Here is a 17170-nt window from a genome sequence, read left to right as displayed (position 1 = left end):
TATAATTTAAAAATACAAAAAAAATAGTTAAAATAATTATGGATGCTAAAATAAAATTAACTTTTAATTAACGTATCCTGTACCTACCTGTTTTTCGAAAAAAAATAAGCATAAGATTAAAATGCTGGTTTTTTTAATAAAAAGGCTTACAAATTATCCATTTTTTGAAAAAAAAATTAACTCAAAAACTATTTTGAAAGAATTTTTAGTTATTGTTTTTTGTTAAAAAGTAAAAATGTGATTTGTTAATATTTTCTTGTGTTCAATTTTAGTTACTAAAAGAGTGAATTTGTTGGCAACCTAACAGTGCAGGATACTGCTTTGTCCTGAATAAGCTACTTTAGTCCTTTATTTAAAAAGTAAATCAGATATTTTATGATTCGAAAAAACAAGATGGTTTTCCTAATGCTTTTATGGTGTAGTTTTCAGGTTGTAAATGCAGCAACCGTTACTGAAGAAATACTAGCAAAAACTATTGTAAAAGATTCTAATACAATAGGAGAGAAAGTTTTTTTATTTGGAAAAAAAGTAAAGAAAAGCAAAAAGGCTGTAATGCTTAATAAATCAGTAAGCTATGATTCAGCTACGGGATACGGATTTGATTTTAATACTGTGGTAAATGTGAAAGTCAATAAAAATTCTTTTGCAACTGAGAAGCCAACTTATTTTTCGGTAAAAGTTCCTGAAGGCAATTATCAGGTTACGGTAACTTTTGGCAGTAAAACTAAAAGTACTACAACTACTATTAAAGCTGAATCCAGAAGATTGTTTTTAGACCAGCAAGTACTTAAAAAAGGAGAAACGACTACTAAAGTTTTTAATGTAAATGTGAGAACTTCCAAAATTGATGAAAAATCGCAAATTCAACTAAAAGACAGGGATTTGGGACAATTAAATTGGGATGAAAAATTGACTTTGGAATTTCTGGGAACAGTTGAAATTAAAAGTATTAGTATTACTCCAATAACCAATGTTAAAACAGTTTATCTGGCTGGAGATTCTACAGTAACCGATCAGGATTTAGAGCCTTGGGCATCATGGGGGCAATTCATTACCAATTATTTTGACCAAAATGTGGTGGTGGCAAATTATGCGGTTTCCGGAGCTACATTGCGTTCTTTTAAGGCAAGTTTGCGTTTGAAAAAAGTCTTGTCTATTATCAAACCGGGAGATTATTTAATTGTTGAATTTGCTCATAATGATGAAAAAGAAAAAGGCGAGGGCATTGGTCCTTGGGATTCCTATTCAGCTTCCATTCGTGAATATGTTCAAGCAGCCAGAGACAAAGGTGCAATTCCAATTTTGATAACTCCGGTTCAACGTCGTGCTTTTAATGCCGACGGAACTTTAAAACCAACACATGGGGATTATCCTGATGCCATGCGAAAAGTAGCTCAGGAAATGAATGTTCCTTTAGTAGATATTACAAAATTAACTACAACACTTTATGAAAGCTGGGGAGATGAACCATCCAGAAAAGCATTTGTTCAATATCCAGCGAATACTTTTCCGGGGCAAAAAGAAAAATTAGAAGATAACACCCATTTCAATTCTTTTGGAGCCAATGAAATTGCACTTTGTGTGATGAAAGGACTTCGTGATTTAAACAGCCCTTTGGCTCAATATTTCTTAAAAGAAGTGCCTCAATATAATCCTAATCAGCCGAATGCTTTCGCAAAATGGACGCTGCCTATGAGTAATCGTTTTGAAATTGTAAAACCAGACGGAAACTAATTCTATAATCAAATTTTATGTTTTTTAAAAAATCATTACAAGCTGCCTTTGCATTATTTCTACCGTTTTTATGTGTAATAACTGCAAATGCTCAAGAAACTAAAAAAGTGTTCCTCTCAGGGACAGATTTTGAACATCCTGTAAAATGGGATTTTATGTGTACCGCTGGAAATAACAGCAAGCAATGGTCTAAAATTAATGTGCCGTCAAACTGGGAACTGGAAGGTTTTGGCGAATATACTTATGGCCGTTGGTACAAAGAATTAAACCAAAAGGAACCAAGTAAAGAAGAAGGTTTCTATAAACATGAATTCCAAATTTCGGCTTCAGATAAAGGCAAAACCATTTATATTGTTTTTGGCGCAGCCATGACTGATACAGAAGTTAAAATTAACGGAAAATCAGCAGGACCCATTCATCAGGGTGGTTTTTACGAATTCAAATATGATATTTCGTCTTTGTTGAATTATGGAGGAAACAATGTTTTAGAAGCACATGTTTCTAAACATTCGGCTAACAATTCAGTAAATGCTGCTGAAAGAAAGGCCGATTGGTGGCTTTTTGGAGGAATTTATCGCCCGGTTTGGCTAGAAATCATGGCAAAAGAAAATATAGCTCATGTTGCTGTAGATGCTAAAATGGATGGAACGTTGAATGCACATTTAGATCTTCAGAATATTTCTCAAAAAGGCTCGATTACGGCTTCTATTTCGGCTGATGGAAATAATAAAATCATTGGAACACATACTTTTGATGTTAATGCTAAAGAAGCTAAAAAAGTCATTAACATGCAGTTTCCAAATATCAAGCCGTGGAGTCCGGAAACGCCTAATTTGTACAATCTAAAATTAGAATTGAAACAAAACGGGAAAACCATTCACGAAATTACTGAACGTATTGGTTTTAGAACCTTAGAATTCATCAAAAAAGACGGAATCTATGTGAATGGAAAGAAGATTATCATGAAAGGAGTTAACCGACATGAAATTTGGCCAGAGTCTGGAAGAAGTACCAGCAAGCGTTTGAGCATCATGGATGTGAATTTGCTAAAAGATATGAATATGAATGCTGTGCGTGGCCATTATCCTGCGGACAGTCATTTTCTACAAGTTTGCGATTCATTAGGGATTTTTGTTTTGGATGAATTAGCAGGTTGGCAAAATTCTTATGATACTGAGACAGGAACTAAATTAGTAACAGAAATGGTAACGCGAGATGTCAATCATGCATCGGTTATTATTTGGGATAATGGAAACGAAGGCGGATGGAATTATAATGTAGACAAGGTTTTTAGAGATTTAGATCCTCAAAAACGTATTGTTATTCACCCTTGGTCAGATTTTGATGGTTGGGATGCGCATCATTATCCAGCGTATCAAACCGGAATTCACCGATTCGTAAAGGGAGAAAATGTTTTCTTTCCAACAGAATTTATGCACGCTACTTATGACAATGGTGGAGGGGCAGGACTGGAAGATTTTTGGAATCATTTTAAAGAAAGTCCGTTGTTTGCAGGTGGATTTATCTGGGTTTTTTGTGATGAAGCGGTGAAGAGATCTGATTGGACAGGAAAAGAACAATTTGATTCGAAAGGTTCTTTGGCTGCCGATGGAATTTTGGGACCTCACCGTGAAAAAGAAGGAAGTTTTTATGCGATTAAGGAAATTTGGGCACCAATTCAATTTTCTCCTGTAAGTATTACATCAAAATTTGATGGCACATTTTTTATAAGTAACGATTATATTTTTAGCAACCTTAATTCTTGTACCATGGAGTACAAAGTGGTTAAGGCTAATAAAGACGCTTTATATGCTAAGAATGAAAATTCGATTTTAGATAAAGGAAAAATTGAAATTCCAAGTATCGAACCAGGTGAGAAGGCGAAAATAAAAATTCCGGTTTCGGCTAATTTTTTCGAAGGAGATTTAGTCGAAATCATAGCACATGATCAACATGGAAGAGAGATTTATACCTGGACATGGACGATTCATAAAGCAGATTATTTTGCTGAGAAATTTTTGTTGAAAAAAGAAACCAAGGCAAAAGTGAGTATTAAAGACGAGGCAGCTTCAGTTTCATTGATTAGTAAAGATGTTCAGGTTATATTCGATAAAAAAACTGGAAAAATTATCACAGTTAAAAACAAAAACGGCATTGTTCCTTTAACTAATGGACCTACGCCAATTGGGATGATAGCCGAAGTAAAAAGTGTTGAAACCGCTGTCGAAAATAATGCTGCTGTACTTACAGTAAATTATGTTGGCGGAATCAAAAAAATCAAATGGACGATGACTGCCGATGGTCGATTGAAAATGGAAATGTTAGCGCTAAAAGATGCTGGAGCTAACAATGGTTTTGATGGTGCTTTTTTCCAGGATAAAGTAGATGCTTTTGGTATCACTTTTGATTTTCCTGAAGAAGGAGTTGAGAGCATGAAATGGTTTGGAAAAGGGCCTTATCATGTTTGGAAAAACAGAATTCAAGGAACAACTTATGGAGTTTGGGAGAAAGAATACAATCAGACTATTCCTGGAGAGAGTTTTGAAAATATGATTTTGCCAGAGTTTAAAGGTTATCATGCTGATTTTTACGCAGGAGCTTTGAAATCCAAAGGGAATAATAGCTTCAAAATGTTTTCTGCCTCCGAGAAAGTTTTCTTAAGATTATTTACACCGGATTTACCTAAAAATGCTTTTGAAGGTGCTTATCCGCAACCGGCTTTCCCTGAAGGAAATATTTCGTTTATGTATGAGATTCCGGCCATGCGTGACTTTAAACCTATTGAGCACCATGGGCCACATAGCCAGCCAGCTAGTATTAGAATTAAAAGTGGCGATGAAGGAATTCAGATGAATTTATGGTTCGATTTTAGAATAGCAACCAAATAATAATAAAACCAAATAAAAATGAAGATTAATAAATTAATGCTATTTGCCTTTTTAGCACTTTTTTTAGCACAATTTAAGGCTGAGGCACAGCAAAAAATAACAGTGTATACCGTAGGCGATTCTACAGTTAAAAATGGTCGTGGCGATGGAGCTGGTGGTCTTTGGGGCTGGGGCGATTACATTGGGCAATTTTTAGATTCTACCAAAGTTAGAATTGAAAATCATGCGCTGGGTGGAACAAGTTCCAGATCGTATCAAAATTTAGGATTGTGGGATGCGGTTTATAAAAAACTGAAAAAAGGCGATTATGTTTTAATCCAATGGGGGCATAATGATGATGGCCCGCTGAATGATACCATTAGAGCCAGAGGAACCATAAAAGGGATTTCTGATAAGACAGAGGAAATTGATAATTTGATTACCAAAAAGCACGAAATTGTGCATACTTACGGTTGGTACATCCGTAAAGTAGTGAAAGAGGCTAAAGAAAAAGGAGCTATTCCTATTGTGATGTCGCCAATTCCAAGAAATACCTGGAAAGACGGAAAATTGCCAAGAAATAATACTTCTTATGGATTATGGGCGAAACAAATTGCCGATCAGGAGAAAGTAACTTTCATCGATTTGAATGATAGAATGGCTAAGAAATTAGAGCAATTTGGCGAAGCCAAAGTAACAGGAACTTATTTTTATAAAAAAGACCATACACATCCATCGGCTAAAGGAGCTGTGATGGCTGCCACTTCAGTAATCGAAGGATTAAAGGCATCTGCGAGTCCTTTGAAGAATTACATTTTAGAAAATCCGGTAATCAAATTGCCTAGAAAAATTAATGTTTTCCTGATTGGCGATTCGACTATGGCGAACAATAACAATGAAAATGCAGTAGGATGGGGAGTAATGGCTCCGCGTTATTTTGACACTACCCGAGTAAATATCGTTAACAAAGCAAGAGGAGGTAGAAGTTCGCGTACTTTTGATTTTGAAGGACTTTGGGACAAGGTGAAAAAAGAAATCCAACCGGATGATTTTGTTATTCTTCAATTTGGACATAACGATGCAGGTAAAATTGATAGCGAAAAATTCAGAGGTTCTATCAATGGAATTGGCGAAGAAACACAACAGGTAAATCGTGCTGATAGTTTGATGGAAACAGTACATACTTATGGCTGGTATTTAAAGAAATTCATTCGTGAAACCAAAGAAAAAGGAGGAACTCCAATTGTTATGAGCTTAACGCCAAGAAACGAATGGCCAAATGGAAAAGTGGAGCAAAGAGATAATACTTATATCAAATGGGCTCAGGAAGCTGCCGCTGCCGAAAAAACAGATTATATCAATTTAAGTAGAAAAGTAGCCGATCAATATGAAGTTATAGGACAGGAAAAAGTAAAAGCATTTTTTCCTAAAGATCATACTCATACCGGCAGAGCAGGAGCCGATTTTACAGCTAAAATTGCTGCCGAAGAGTTAAGAAACTTAAAAGGAAGCAAAATTAGAGATTTGGTTTTAACAAAAAAAGAGGTAGATAATCTGCCTCCGGTTGAGTTGAATAAATAAATTAGTTTCTATCAGGATAAAAATTGGCACACAGATGAAACGGATTTTAGCAGATTATCACAGATTGAATTTTTCTTAGTTAAGAGAAATCCGTTTTTATCAGTTGAATCTGTGTTATCTGTGTGCTAACTAGTCCGCTTGCGGACTTTTTTATAGATATGAGATACCGTTATTTAAATGGTATCTCATATTTTTTTTGTCCTTTTGGGTAAATCGCTAATTGGTCAATTACAATTCCGGTTTGATTTACCTCGATTTTGATAGTGTGTTTTCCTGTGTTTTCTATTTTTACAGGAAGGCTAACAATAGCTGCATTTCGTAACACATTTGCTTTCCAGTTGGCATCTCTGTCATAGCTGTTCAACTTGAAAGTTTTGCTGGTATTTGAGTCGAATGTAACTGTTGCCTGATGATTGGAATCATTAGCGTGTGTTGGGATAAAACGCACTTCAATCTCATATTCGCCAGTATTCTTAGTTTCGAAAGTATAAGTTACCGAAGGTTTTTCGGTTTCAAAATAACTTGATTTTAAAGGAAACAGCGTGATAGCCGCATTGCTGTATCCAAAACCTTCTATCGCTTTCCATTGGTAATTTTTTACCCCTTGAGTTGCTGAAAAATGGTTTGCCTGAATCGCGATTAATTCAGTAGTTGTTGCTTCTTTCTTTTCTTCAATTTTTATTGGGTTATCGTATTTTATAGCATCAAAAACAGGCAGTTTTCGCGGAGCCATACTCATCATGTTAGCCCATTTCCCATTACTCATTTCAGTATTGTAATAACGAGTCAATTCTTCAATTTGACGATATCCTTCTTTCGATAAATTTTCGAATTTTTCCTTTTCTGCCTGATCTTTACTTTCTAAAGATAATTTCCAATATAGAAATTTATGATTGATGTAAGCTGCAGCTTTTACAGGATAAACAACCAATTGGAACCAGGCATCTTTTCGCTCTTCAGGAATAGAAGAAGATAAACCATTTACTTTTTCGACTAATTGATCATAAAGTTGAATTCTTCGTTTGGCTTCTTCAGTAGTAAATTCAGATGGTTTAATTTGGGTAGTAGGTTCGGTTTGGCTCCAGCCCATGAATTCCGGTTTTCTCAACATCGCTAATCTATAATATTCACTCATGACGTTGCTAACATCATTGGCAACGGCATCATTAAATTCTCTTGCTGCCCAGTTTTTCAGATGTTGGTTAATTCCATCTGGTTTTATGGAGTTGATATCCCAGGCCAAGTCCATGAAGAATTCCAAATCGTATTCGGCAGGTTTGATGTCGCCCACATTCACAATCCACATTTTTTTGTCTCCGTTGGCGTAAGCTTTAGACATTTCTGACCAAATTAAACCCGGCTGCATAGACGATAGCCATAGATAATCATGAGGTCTTCCCCAGTAACTTAAATGATAATAAATACCGCCACCGCCAATTCTTTTTTGTTCTTTTTCGTTGCTAATTCGTCTGATGTAGCCATAGTTGTCATCGGTCCACATCAGGGTAATATCTTCAGGAACTTTTAGTCCTTTGTTGTATTGTTCCAAAACTTCTTTATACGGAATCAATACTTGCGGAATCGAAGTAATAGGTTTTTTAAATGTCGAAGCCAGCATTTCGCGTTGTTTCACAATGATTTTTTCAACCATATTTTTGGCTTCTTCTGCATTTTTTGCACCTTCCATTTGGCTGTCATGAACGCCACGCATTCCCATTGTGAAGACTGCTTCTGCTTTACTGTCTCGAACTTCATTTAAGCGCCCTTGCCAATATTTATTGATGTTTTCGCTATTGGTAAAATAATTAAAAGCACCCATGGTTTCTTTTTTCCACTCGTCCACATTGTTTCTCAACATTGGCTCGGCGTGGGAAGTCCCCAATAGAATATGGTATTTTTGGGCCATTTCTTTATTGCCTTCAATATGAAAAAACGCTTTAGTCGATTCGTGCATTGCCGGCCAAATGGTATTGGCTTTCAAACGCAATAACAATTGGAATATCTTTTCGTAGGTTTTAGGGCCAATATCACCAGTTTCTTTTTCGAAAGTTTTAGCCGCCCAGGGTTGTAGTCCCCAGTCTTCATCATTTAAGAATATGCCACGAAATTGCACCGAAGGACTTTCGGTAATTCCTTCGGTAGGAAGAGTAAGAACTAATGTTTCTTTTTTAATATTGTTGACATCAGCCCACCATTTCCAAGGGGAAATCCCTAATCTTTCGGCAGTTTCAAAAATTCCGAAAACCGTTCCGCGCACATCGCTCCCCACGATATACAAATTGTTTTTTTCGGTACTGATGCTGAATTTTTCCCAGGCACCTTTTAAGTTCAATTTTTTATTGTTTTTAAAGAGATTTTCATTGATTTGCCCAATGTAAATTCCGTTTTCTCCCTTTGATTTTTGGGTTTTAACAATAGCAGGTTTTTGGGTTGTGATTTCCTGAATGTCGTTTGCCAATTCATTGACAGCCCAAACCACCAGTTGGTCTGCATTTTGGTCGATGTAAATAGTACTTACTTTATTTTTATCGGCAATAAGAAAGCTGCTTTTGCTTTCCTGACTCCAAAAAAGATGGCTTGTAAAAAAGAGTATTAGTAAAGAGGAATATTGAATTTTGTTTTTCATTAAATGCTTGTTTTGATTGGTTTTGTTAGGGTATTTAATAGTCGTCTAAAATAAGATAATAACGCCTAATAATGAAGTGATTTCGTGATTTTTTACAATATGTAATCGATTACTAAAAGCTGGGTTTTTTTTCTTTATTTTTGGGTTTCGATTCCTTTTGGTTTAAAGGATGAATAATTAATTTTTTTAGATGATGAAGTATATTTTAGTATTGTTTTTTTGTGTTTTTTCAGTTGCTTCTATTGATGCGCAGTTAAAAAAAGATTTGGATAAAAAGATAACCGTAGCCCAAGATGGAAGTGGCGATTTCAAAACCGTTCAAGCGGCAATTGATGCTGCCAATACTGAAAAAGAATCCGTTGTGATTTACATCAAAAAAGGGATTTATAAAGAAAAATTAGTCATTCCATCTTCAAAACCAGGACTGAAATTACTAGGCGAGAGTAAAGACAATACGATTATTACGTATGATGATTATTCGGGGAAAGCCAATCCAAATTCGAATCGAAATATTGGAACTTCCGATTCATACACGCTTTTGGTTCGCGCCGATGATGTTCGAATTGAAAATTTAACGATTGAAAATACATGGTGTGAGAAAGGGCAGGCCGTTTCTTTATGTGCAAAAGGTAATCGTTTTATAATTAAAAATGCTAGAATTTTAGGTTGTCAGGATACGCTATTGACCGATGGTGACGGAACCTATCAATATTATCAAAATTGCTATATCGAAGGAACGACCGATTTTATTTTTGGACCGGCAACGGCAGTTTTTGAAAATTGTGTCATCAAAAGTAAAAGGGATTCTTATATAACAGCGGCATCCACTCCAGAGAATCAACAATTTGGTTATGTGTTCTTGAATTGTAAACTGATTGCCGATGCCAATGTAACCAAAGTTTTCTTAGGCAGACCTTGGCGTCCTTATGCTAAAACGGTATTTATGAATTGTAATTTAGGAAGCCATATTTTGGCTGAAGGCTGGAATCCATGGAAAGATGAGCGATTCGCCGATAAGACGAAAACGGCTTTTTACGCCGAATACAACAACAAAGGAAAAGGAGCTAAAACGGATAAAAGAGTGGCTTGGTCGCATCAATTGTCAAAGGATGAAGCTGCAAAATATACCTTGAAAAATATTTTTCCTAAGGATGATTTTTGGAAAAAGATTCGATGAAGCTTTTACCGTAAATAGAGCCACGAATTCACGAATTAATTTTTAATAATTTGTGAATTCGTGGCTTTCATTTAGCTTCGAAAAAAAATCTGCGAAAATCTGCGAAAATCTGCAGAATCTGCGTGAAAATCTTATGTTTGGACGGAATAAGGATTTTTAAAAGCCGCGTTGCAAACGCTTTATTTTGTTCTTAAACGTAAGTAGGTACTCGTTGTAAACGAGTACCAGATGGAGTAGCCTGGTCACACCAATTGTCTAAAGAAGAAGCTGCAAAATATACTTTGAAAAATATCTTTCCTAAGGATGATTTTTGGAAAAAGATTCGATGAATTTTTAGCTTGGCTCCTCAAAGTCTGTGACTTTGAGGATGCATTAATCTGTCTCTGACAGACATAATATCGGTTGTAAACCGATAATCGCTACCGCAAAGTTGCAAACTTTGCGGAGCTGGTAAGGATTTTTATTATAAATTATCAAATGAATAATCTGAAATTCCATTTTTGTCATTGTATTCAATAGGTATGATGCCTAGTTTCGCCGAATCACTTGGTAATGCATTAAAAAAAGGAATCATTTTCCATGCTCCAGATTGAGCTGAAGGAAAATTTTCTGAAACATGCCGATAAATTTCTTTTTCACTAAAAAAAATATTATCTCTTTGGGTAGTTGGTATTTCATCTAATAAATCTGCAATTTCCCATTTTCCATTATGAGAAATTATTCTTATTCTTTGTTTCCATTTTTTGTAATCGGATTCAAAATAAATTTCAAAAGCGTGCATATTTCCGTCCTCATTAGGGAGATAGCTTTTGAAATTTTCTACTTCTATTGATTGGATGTTATAACCAGCCCATAGTTTTGAATATCTTATAGCTACAATAGGTATAATATATTTTTGATCTGTTATGTTTTCTCTAAGATAATCAATAGTAACTTTTTTAGGTATGTTTAAACAATTAGGAATTACCCATATACTTATTTTTAAATTAGGAATACTGAAAGAGCCATGTGTGTTTAAATAAAAACCACCTTTTTTAAGTGAAAGTTCAGGATAACTATTCCCGCCAGTTATTTGTCCAATAACTTCGTCTTGTGCTTTAATAGTTGCATTTTTTCCTTCTATTGTCTGGTTGAGAGTTTCGACTATTTGTTTGTAATTTTTCTGCAATTGCTCACTCGCTTTTTGTAACTGTTCATTGGCTTCTTGTAGTTGTTCACTTGCTTTAATCGTTTTCTTTAGGTTATCGACAACTAAAGTGTTGTTTTTTGAAAGAGCTTCACCAGCATCATTTAATTTTTTCTCTGAATTAGTTACTATTTCATCAATTTTTATGACACCGTCTTTGATTTTTTCTTGTGCATTATCATTGTCAATACTAGTTTTAAATACGTAAATAGCACCTATCATCGTTGCTAGAAGTATTATTCCTTGGGGACTTATTAATGCCTTGATATAATTTATTATGTCCATAATTAAAAGAGTTTATTTGTAAATATTGAATAAGAATAAATCCTAATCGCACAGATTTACTATAATCATTAGCATTGTCTCGTTATATAACGAGAGTGTGCCTGCAAAGATTGGTAAAAAAATTCAATAAGTAAATAAAAATATTTTTCTTACAAACATTAAAAGCACAGCCTAAGCTGTGCTTTTAAAAAATATATCTAAGATAAACTTTTAAGGAACCAATTTAATATTTGGTTTTGGAGCGGTTTTCATGCCGGTTCCCATATAAAAACTGGTATGTGGCGGCTGGTTGTAGCCTACATTTTGCCAGGCAATGGCTAAACGATATTGGGAATCGTGCATTAAGGTGTATTGTCTGATAGTCGTTGGAATTGTAGTGGAATAAATTCGTAATTCGCTGTTGTCCTCACTTCTTAAAATCAACTCTTCTCTCCAATCGCCTAAAATATCAGCTGAAAGGGCAGGAGTAGATTTAGTTCCATTGTTAGAACGGGCACCTTCGGCAGTGAAAATTCTACCTTTTCCATATTTGTCAATATAATTGGAATTCAGAATTTCTCTTGAAGCATCACCATCCCAATAAATTACAAAATTAGCTGCTCGTGGTGCTTCTCCAATTGCATTTCCTTTGATGTCGTATAAACCTTTAGAACCTGACCACCACATTTGGGCTCCAATTCTGCTAGGGTCAATGTTGTCAGCAACACCTCTTCCTACGTCTTCATTAGGAGCGGCAGTAAACAGTACTTTTCCATTAGCAGCCGAAAATAAAACTACTCCCGGACCTTTTGTACCTTCTTCAATTTCGTGAACACCAAAAACTTCCTGACCAGGGATTTCAGGATCTAAATCGCTTACATGTAATGCATCACCATGTCTAAAACCGGTAGTGTATAAACCTTTTCCATCGTTGTCAACAACCATTGAACCATAGACAATTTCGTCTTTTCCGTCATTATCCACATCGGCAACCGAGAGTCCGTGATTCCCCATTCCGGAGAACGGATTATTCCCGTCTTTGCTGTCAAAAACCCATTTTGAGCTTAGTTTTTTGTCCTTAAAATCCCAGGCTGCCATAACAATTCGGCCATAATAACCTCGGCACATCACCACAGATGGATGTACACCATCAAGGTAGGCAACACAAGCCGTAAAACGATCGACTCTGTTTCCGGTTCGGTCATTTTTCCCGTTTCCGCCTTTTCCTCCCCATTTTCCAATATCCCCTCTTTCAGGAATGTAAGGAACTGTATTGATTATTTTTCCCGTTTTACCATCAAAAACAGTCAGGTATTCAGGTCCTTGTAGTATTTTACCAAAAGTAGCCGACTTTTGATCGGTATCTCTCCAGTCTTTTGAGGCGTCTCCTACCACATTATTGGCACTATCGGTTGTGCCGTCGGCAGTTTTACAAACAAATTCGGCTATGCCATCTCCGTCTAAATCATAAACCATGAATTGAGTATAATGTGCGCCTTCGCGAATGTTTTTGCCTAAATTAATTTCCCATAAAAATTTACCTTCCAGAGTATAGGCCTGAAAAATTGGAGGGTCGGTCAATCCGGTAAAAGAATTGTCGGCTCCTTTTCCAGTCATGTGAACAATTAAATCATAACGTCCGTCTCCGTCTAAATCTCCCGTGGAACAATCATTAGGAGTATAACCGGATATCCCTTTTAACGGAATGGATAAATAGTTTTTATCGGGACTATTGGCTGGAATGCTGAAACTTCCTTTGGCTTCTTTTTCGACTCCGTTGCTAACGGTTTTTACAAACCAGCTATTCTCTTCGGCAGGATTGGCTTTGTCATCAATCAGATTGGTTGCGCCAGAAATAGGTTGGTCGTTTACACGAACTGCTGCGTTTGTTCCGCTTTTTCGATACAAATTGAAAGCCAAATTATCGGCGTCAGTACCTAAAACTCTCCAGCCTACATAAAAATGACCGTTTTCTTTTACTGCAATCAATCCTCTGTCGAGGGATTCCATTTGTTTTTGGCTGAATAATAATGAACTGGATAGTTGAAAGACCAGTGCTATTATTAGGTTTTTATTCCAGGTGTTTTTCATTTTTTTTGTTGGTTTGGTTATAGAAAAAGCTGTATTTATCAATTTCTATACCATAGGACTACAGAAAAAGAAATATGTTTAATGGGATAACAACTTTTTTGTTAAATTTTTTTAAATGCTTTATCAATGATATTCTGTTTAGACTGATAAGTTTTGGTTTTAATAGTTATAATTTTCTTTTTTGCTTGATCAAAAAAGAAACAAAAAAATCAAGTCTTTGCACCCTCGTCGGTCAAATTAGTTTTCGAATGCTAAAAGAAAAGAACTCTCCGCCGCGGCGGATCAAACAGCTTTTCTTTTTACGCATTCTTCAAACATTTGACGCTCGACTGCGGATGCTAAGGACGTTTAAACCTCACAATAATTGTAATAAAACAGATGTGAAAAAAAAATCCTGAGAATTTTTAATTCTCAGGATTTAGCATATTAAAACATTTTTTCAAGACCTTCCCAACGTACATCCCACTTACCATCTTTAGGGAAACCCGGATTTTTTTCGGTAGTGCCATCCCATCCGGCACACATCATGGCTACTGCCGTAAGGATTCCCCCATTTCCCGGTAAGTAAATAGGCAAACGACCTTCTTGGTAATTGTGTCCGTTGACCAAATACGTATTGGTTTGAACATTCATAAACAAAGCATCAACCGCTTTTTCAGGCATTCCTAAACGAGCCGCAGTCATAGCCGTCATCGGGAAATCCCAACCCCAGGTTTCTTTCCATGACCAGGTTTTCCAAATCAAATCGAAGGTATTCTTCATGATGTTTTTGTCCAATAAAGTCGTTTCCGGTAACATTCCGTATGTTCCAAATACCGAAGGATGGTCGGTTTTGTATTCCGGATTGGTATAAGAATCGGTAGCACTTTCAGTAGCTAAATACACATTTTCCTGAACAGGCAGCTTGGATAATTGAGCAACAACATCCTTCCATTTGGTTACTTCCGGTTCTCCAACTCGTTTTTTCCATTCTAAGGCCGTATTTAAAGCCCAATTCCAATAAGCCAACTCGTAAGTAGGATTAAAAGTTTCTTCGGCTTTAAAGCGCTCCTGTGCCGGAATTATCCCCGGTCCCAGTATGTATCTGTTTTTCTCTTTATCGAAATAAGCAAATGAAGCCATAAAATCGGCAGTGGCAAAAACACGTTTTTTGTATAAATCTAAAGTGGCTTTGTCTTTATGATCGCGGTACATTAATTCGGCATAGGTAATAAAATGAGGTTGTTGCCAAATTAAAGCGGCTCCAATAGAAGAAGGCGCTTCGTTACCGTCAGGATCGGTCATCTTTTGCCATCTTACTCCGTCAAAACCTTGTCTTTCGGCAATTTTTTTAGCGTTATCATAGACTTTGTTGTACCAAGGCAGGCTTTTTTCCAGTAAATTAGCTCTTCCCCATAGCGGATAATGAACCCCATGCCACCAGTGCATTTCTAAATGCGGTTTTCCATACCAACTATTGTACGTTAATCCTGTTTCTTGCGGCGGTTCGTTACCTGCACATTGTAATTTAGTCAAGTATTGAGAGAGAATAATTCTTCGTTCCAATTCAAAAGCGCGTTCATCAGTACATTGTGAAAAATCAACGGCAGCCCCGCTTTTCCAGAATTTTTCCCAGCCGGAAATACTGCTGGTTTGTATTGCAGCTACATCAGGAATGTTTAATTTTCCTTTATATGCCGGTGCAAATTGACAGCTGAAAGCAAATTCACTATTCTTTGATGGAGTCAGGAGATAATAATGAGGTTCTTTTTGGGTAATGGCTGCATTTCCTTTCCATTTCAGACCAATGTTGTAGGTAATCGAATCCATTTTATGTTTGATAATGGCTTCGTTTTTTCCGTTGTTTGAAAGCGTACTGGTATAAGCAAAATCGGCTTTCCATAAATTTCCGTTGTCGCCCCATTTCATCGTAGGGAAAGGAATACGCAGGCGGATTTTTAATTGGCCTTTTTTAATCAAATCCGAAACTACTTTAACACCAATAGCGTCTTTTTCCTGATGCGAAGCCGTCCAGACTTTTACAGCAGTACCATCAAAAGTAAACGAACTTTCAATTTCTCCAGTCCAAACATTCAAAACTTGTTTGATGTTTTTAATGTCTGAAGGCTGTGCTAAAGCACCGTTTTTTTTATACAATTCAAAACCTAAATTCCCTAATTGCAGTCGGTGTGCATTGGCACGGAAATATTCCACGGCTTTTGCAGCATGCTCCGGTGTTTTTTGTTGCATCGAATAGGAAACGGGTCTGCCGTGTTGTTCTAAAATTCTAAGTGTTTCTTCAAATTTATAATTTTCGGTATTCGGAACAGCATCCCAGCCCCATTCGGATTGGGTTCCCAGTGGTACTCCCGCCTGATAATAATCGGGGAAAGTTTGTAAACCCGTAGCGTCTACGGTATACGCAAAGGTTCCGTTACCTACTGATAAAGAACCCAGGGTGTCTATTTTAGTAATGTTAACATTGTGTCTTGTTACCAATGCTTTTCGGTCTATTTTTTCCTGTGATTTTGCTGTGGTTAGTAGCAAACATAAAGATAGTGCGATGAATACCTTTTTCATAAATTATAATTTAGTTGATTTTAAAAATAAAAGCCGAAGCAGTTTCATATTTCCCACCTTGTGAGGCAGTAAATAAATAAGTGGGTTTGCCATTTTGAAATAATAGTTGTGGTCTTTCAACCCGACCGTAACGGTTTAAATGTTTTGGAGCCGGTGGTTGTGTAATATATTTACTTAATTCCTGATAGCCAATTAATGGTTTTGACCAATGCTTGCCATCTTTGGATTCCATGTATAATCCTTTGTCAATTCCGTAAACGCCCATGTCTCTGGCGAGCATTTTGAATTTCTTGTCTTCGTACCAAACATAAGCATCTTCACATTGTTGGTTGTTTCCCATATTGTGAAAATCAACAACCGGATTTCCTTCGTATTTGGTGTAAGGTTCTTCCAATGATTTGGCTATAGCCAAACCATATTTTCTGTTGCCTTTAATTTCAAATTTTGGATGAACGTATCCTTCGGTATCCAGTGATTTGTAGTACAACCAATATTCACCATTGGGATGTTTTATAAAGGATGGGTTAGTGGTCAATAAATCGTCCCATTCTCCTTCTTTTCCCGGAAGCAATAATGGCTCATCGGGTCTTGTCCAGGGTCCGTAAAGTGAATCGGCTGTAGCCAGACCAATGCGTTTGGTATCCATTTTTCCGTTAGAATTTCCTAAAAAGAATAAGGCATATTTTCCATCAACAAAATGGATACTCGGGTTGTGGCAGGTGGTCGCATCCCAATAACCGGTACCTCTTGGCGAAAGCACAGTACTCACATATTCGTAAGGACCTTCGGGTTTGTCGGCAACAGCATGGGCAATTTCAGAACTGGAAATCCATCCGCCCATACCTTTGGCTTTTGGCCAACGGGAAAAAAACACATGGATTTTTCCATCCGGTCCTTCAATAGGACTGTTGCACCAAACATAAAAATCTTCAAATTCTAAAGCACGACCTACCGGACTTAGGCTTTTTTCAAAGTCGGAAAGTTCAGGCTGGGTATTTGCAGTTAAAAATTCATGGGCACGCATAGGAAGCATCGTAGCTAACGAAGCCAGAAATGTGGTACCTATAAATTCTTTTCTATTCATC

Annotated in this window: 9 protein-coding genes; 4 read left to right on the top strand and 5 right to left on the bottom strand. The window is 36.5% G+C overall.

Annotated features, from left to right (window positions below; genetic code table 11):
* Positions 1–375 precede the first annotated feature (375 nt).
* Genes BIW12_RS04695 through BIW12_RS04685 form a run of 3 tightly spaced genes read left to right on the top strand, consistent with a single transcriptional unit; the run spans position 376 to position 6182 of the window.
* Complete coding sequence (locus BIW12_RS04695; RefSeq protein ID WP_083382045.1) at positions 376–1734, top strand: rhamnogalacturonan acetylesterase; 1359 nt, start codon at positions 376–378, stop codon at positions 1732–1734.
* 17 nt (positions 1735–1751) lie between these two features.
* The gene (locus tag BIW12_RS04690; protein ID WP_071184036.1) at positions 1752–4622 is read left to right on the top strand and encodes a glycoside hydrolase family 2 TIM barrel-domain containing protein; all 2871 of its coding nucleotides are present in this window, start codon (positions 1752–1754) and stop codon (positions 4620–4622) included.
* 18 nt (positions 4623–4640) lie between these two features.
* Positions 4641–6182, top strand: a complete 1542-nt coding sequence (locus tag BIW12_RS04685; RefSeq protein WP_071184035.1) for a rhamnogalacturonan acetylesterase — start codon at positions 4641–4643, stop codon at positions 6180–6182.
* Between the two features lie 169 nt (positions 6183–6351).
* On the opposite strand, the gene BIW12_RS04680 is transcribed toward BIW12_RS04685, so the two are convergent.
* Positions 6352–8808: a glycosyl hydrolase 115 family protein gene (locus BIW12_RS04680; RefSeq protein WP_071184034.1), complete on the bottom strand. Its 2457-nt coding sequence runs from the start codon at positions 8806–8808 to the stop codon at positions 6352–6354.
* Positions 8809–8998: 190 nt separating this feature from the next.
* Between BIW12_RS04680 and BIW12_RS04675 the strand changes: the two genes are divergently transcribed.
* Complete coding sequence (locus tag BIW12_RS04675; protein ID WP_232227146.1) at positions 8999–9985, top strand: pectinesterase family protein; 987 nt, start codon at positions 8999–9001, stop codon at positions 9983–9985.
* 463 nt (positions 9986–10448) lie between these two features.
* Here BIW12_RS04675 and BIW12_RS04670 read toward each other — a convergent pair whose 3' ends face one another.
* From BIW12_RS04670 to BIW12_RS04655, 4 genes are all read right to left on the bottom strand, one after another.
* Entirely contained in the window at positions 10449–11456 is a 1008-nt protein-coding gene (locus tag BIW12_RS04670; protein ID WP_157499483.1) for a coiled-coil domain-containing protein, read from the bottom strand.
* A gap of 210 nt (positions 11457–11666) precedes the next feature.
* Entirely contained in the window at positions 11667–13445 is a 1779-nt protein-coding gene (locus tag BIW12_RS04665; protein ID WP_198033450.1) for a rhamnogalacturonan lyase, read from the bottom strand.
* A 507-nt stretch (positions 13446–13952) separates the two neighbouring features.
* Positions 13953–16085 carry a hypothetical protein gene (locus BIW12_RS04660; RefSeq protein WP_071184031.1) on the bottom strand — a complete coding sequence of 711 codons (2133 nt, stop codon included), beginning with the start codon at positions 16083–16085 and terminating at the stop codon, positions 13953–13955.
* 10 nt (positions 16086–16095) lie between these two features.
* A complete protein-coding gene (locus BIW12_RS04655; protein WP_071184030.1) occupies positions 16096–17169 on the bottom strand; it encodes a glycoside hydrolase family protein in 1074 nt (357 codons plus the stop codon).
* Between the last annotated feature and the right edge of the window lies 1 nt (position 17170).

Origin of the sequence: Flavobacterium commune, assembly GCF_001857965.1 — a bacterium.
GTDB lineage: Bacteria > Bacteroidota > Bacteroidia > Flavobacteriales > Flavobacteriaceae > Flavobacterium > Flavobacterium commune.
The sequence above is the reverse complement of the archived record's forward strand: the minus strand, read 5'-3'. Positions and strand labels throughout refer to the sequence as shown.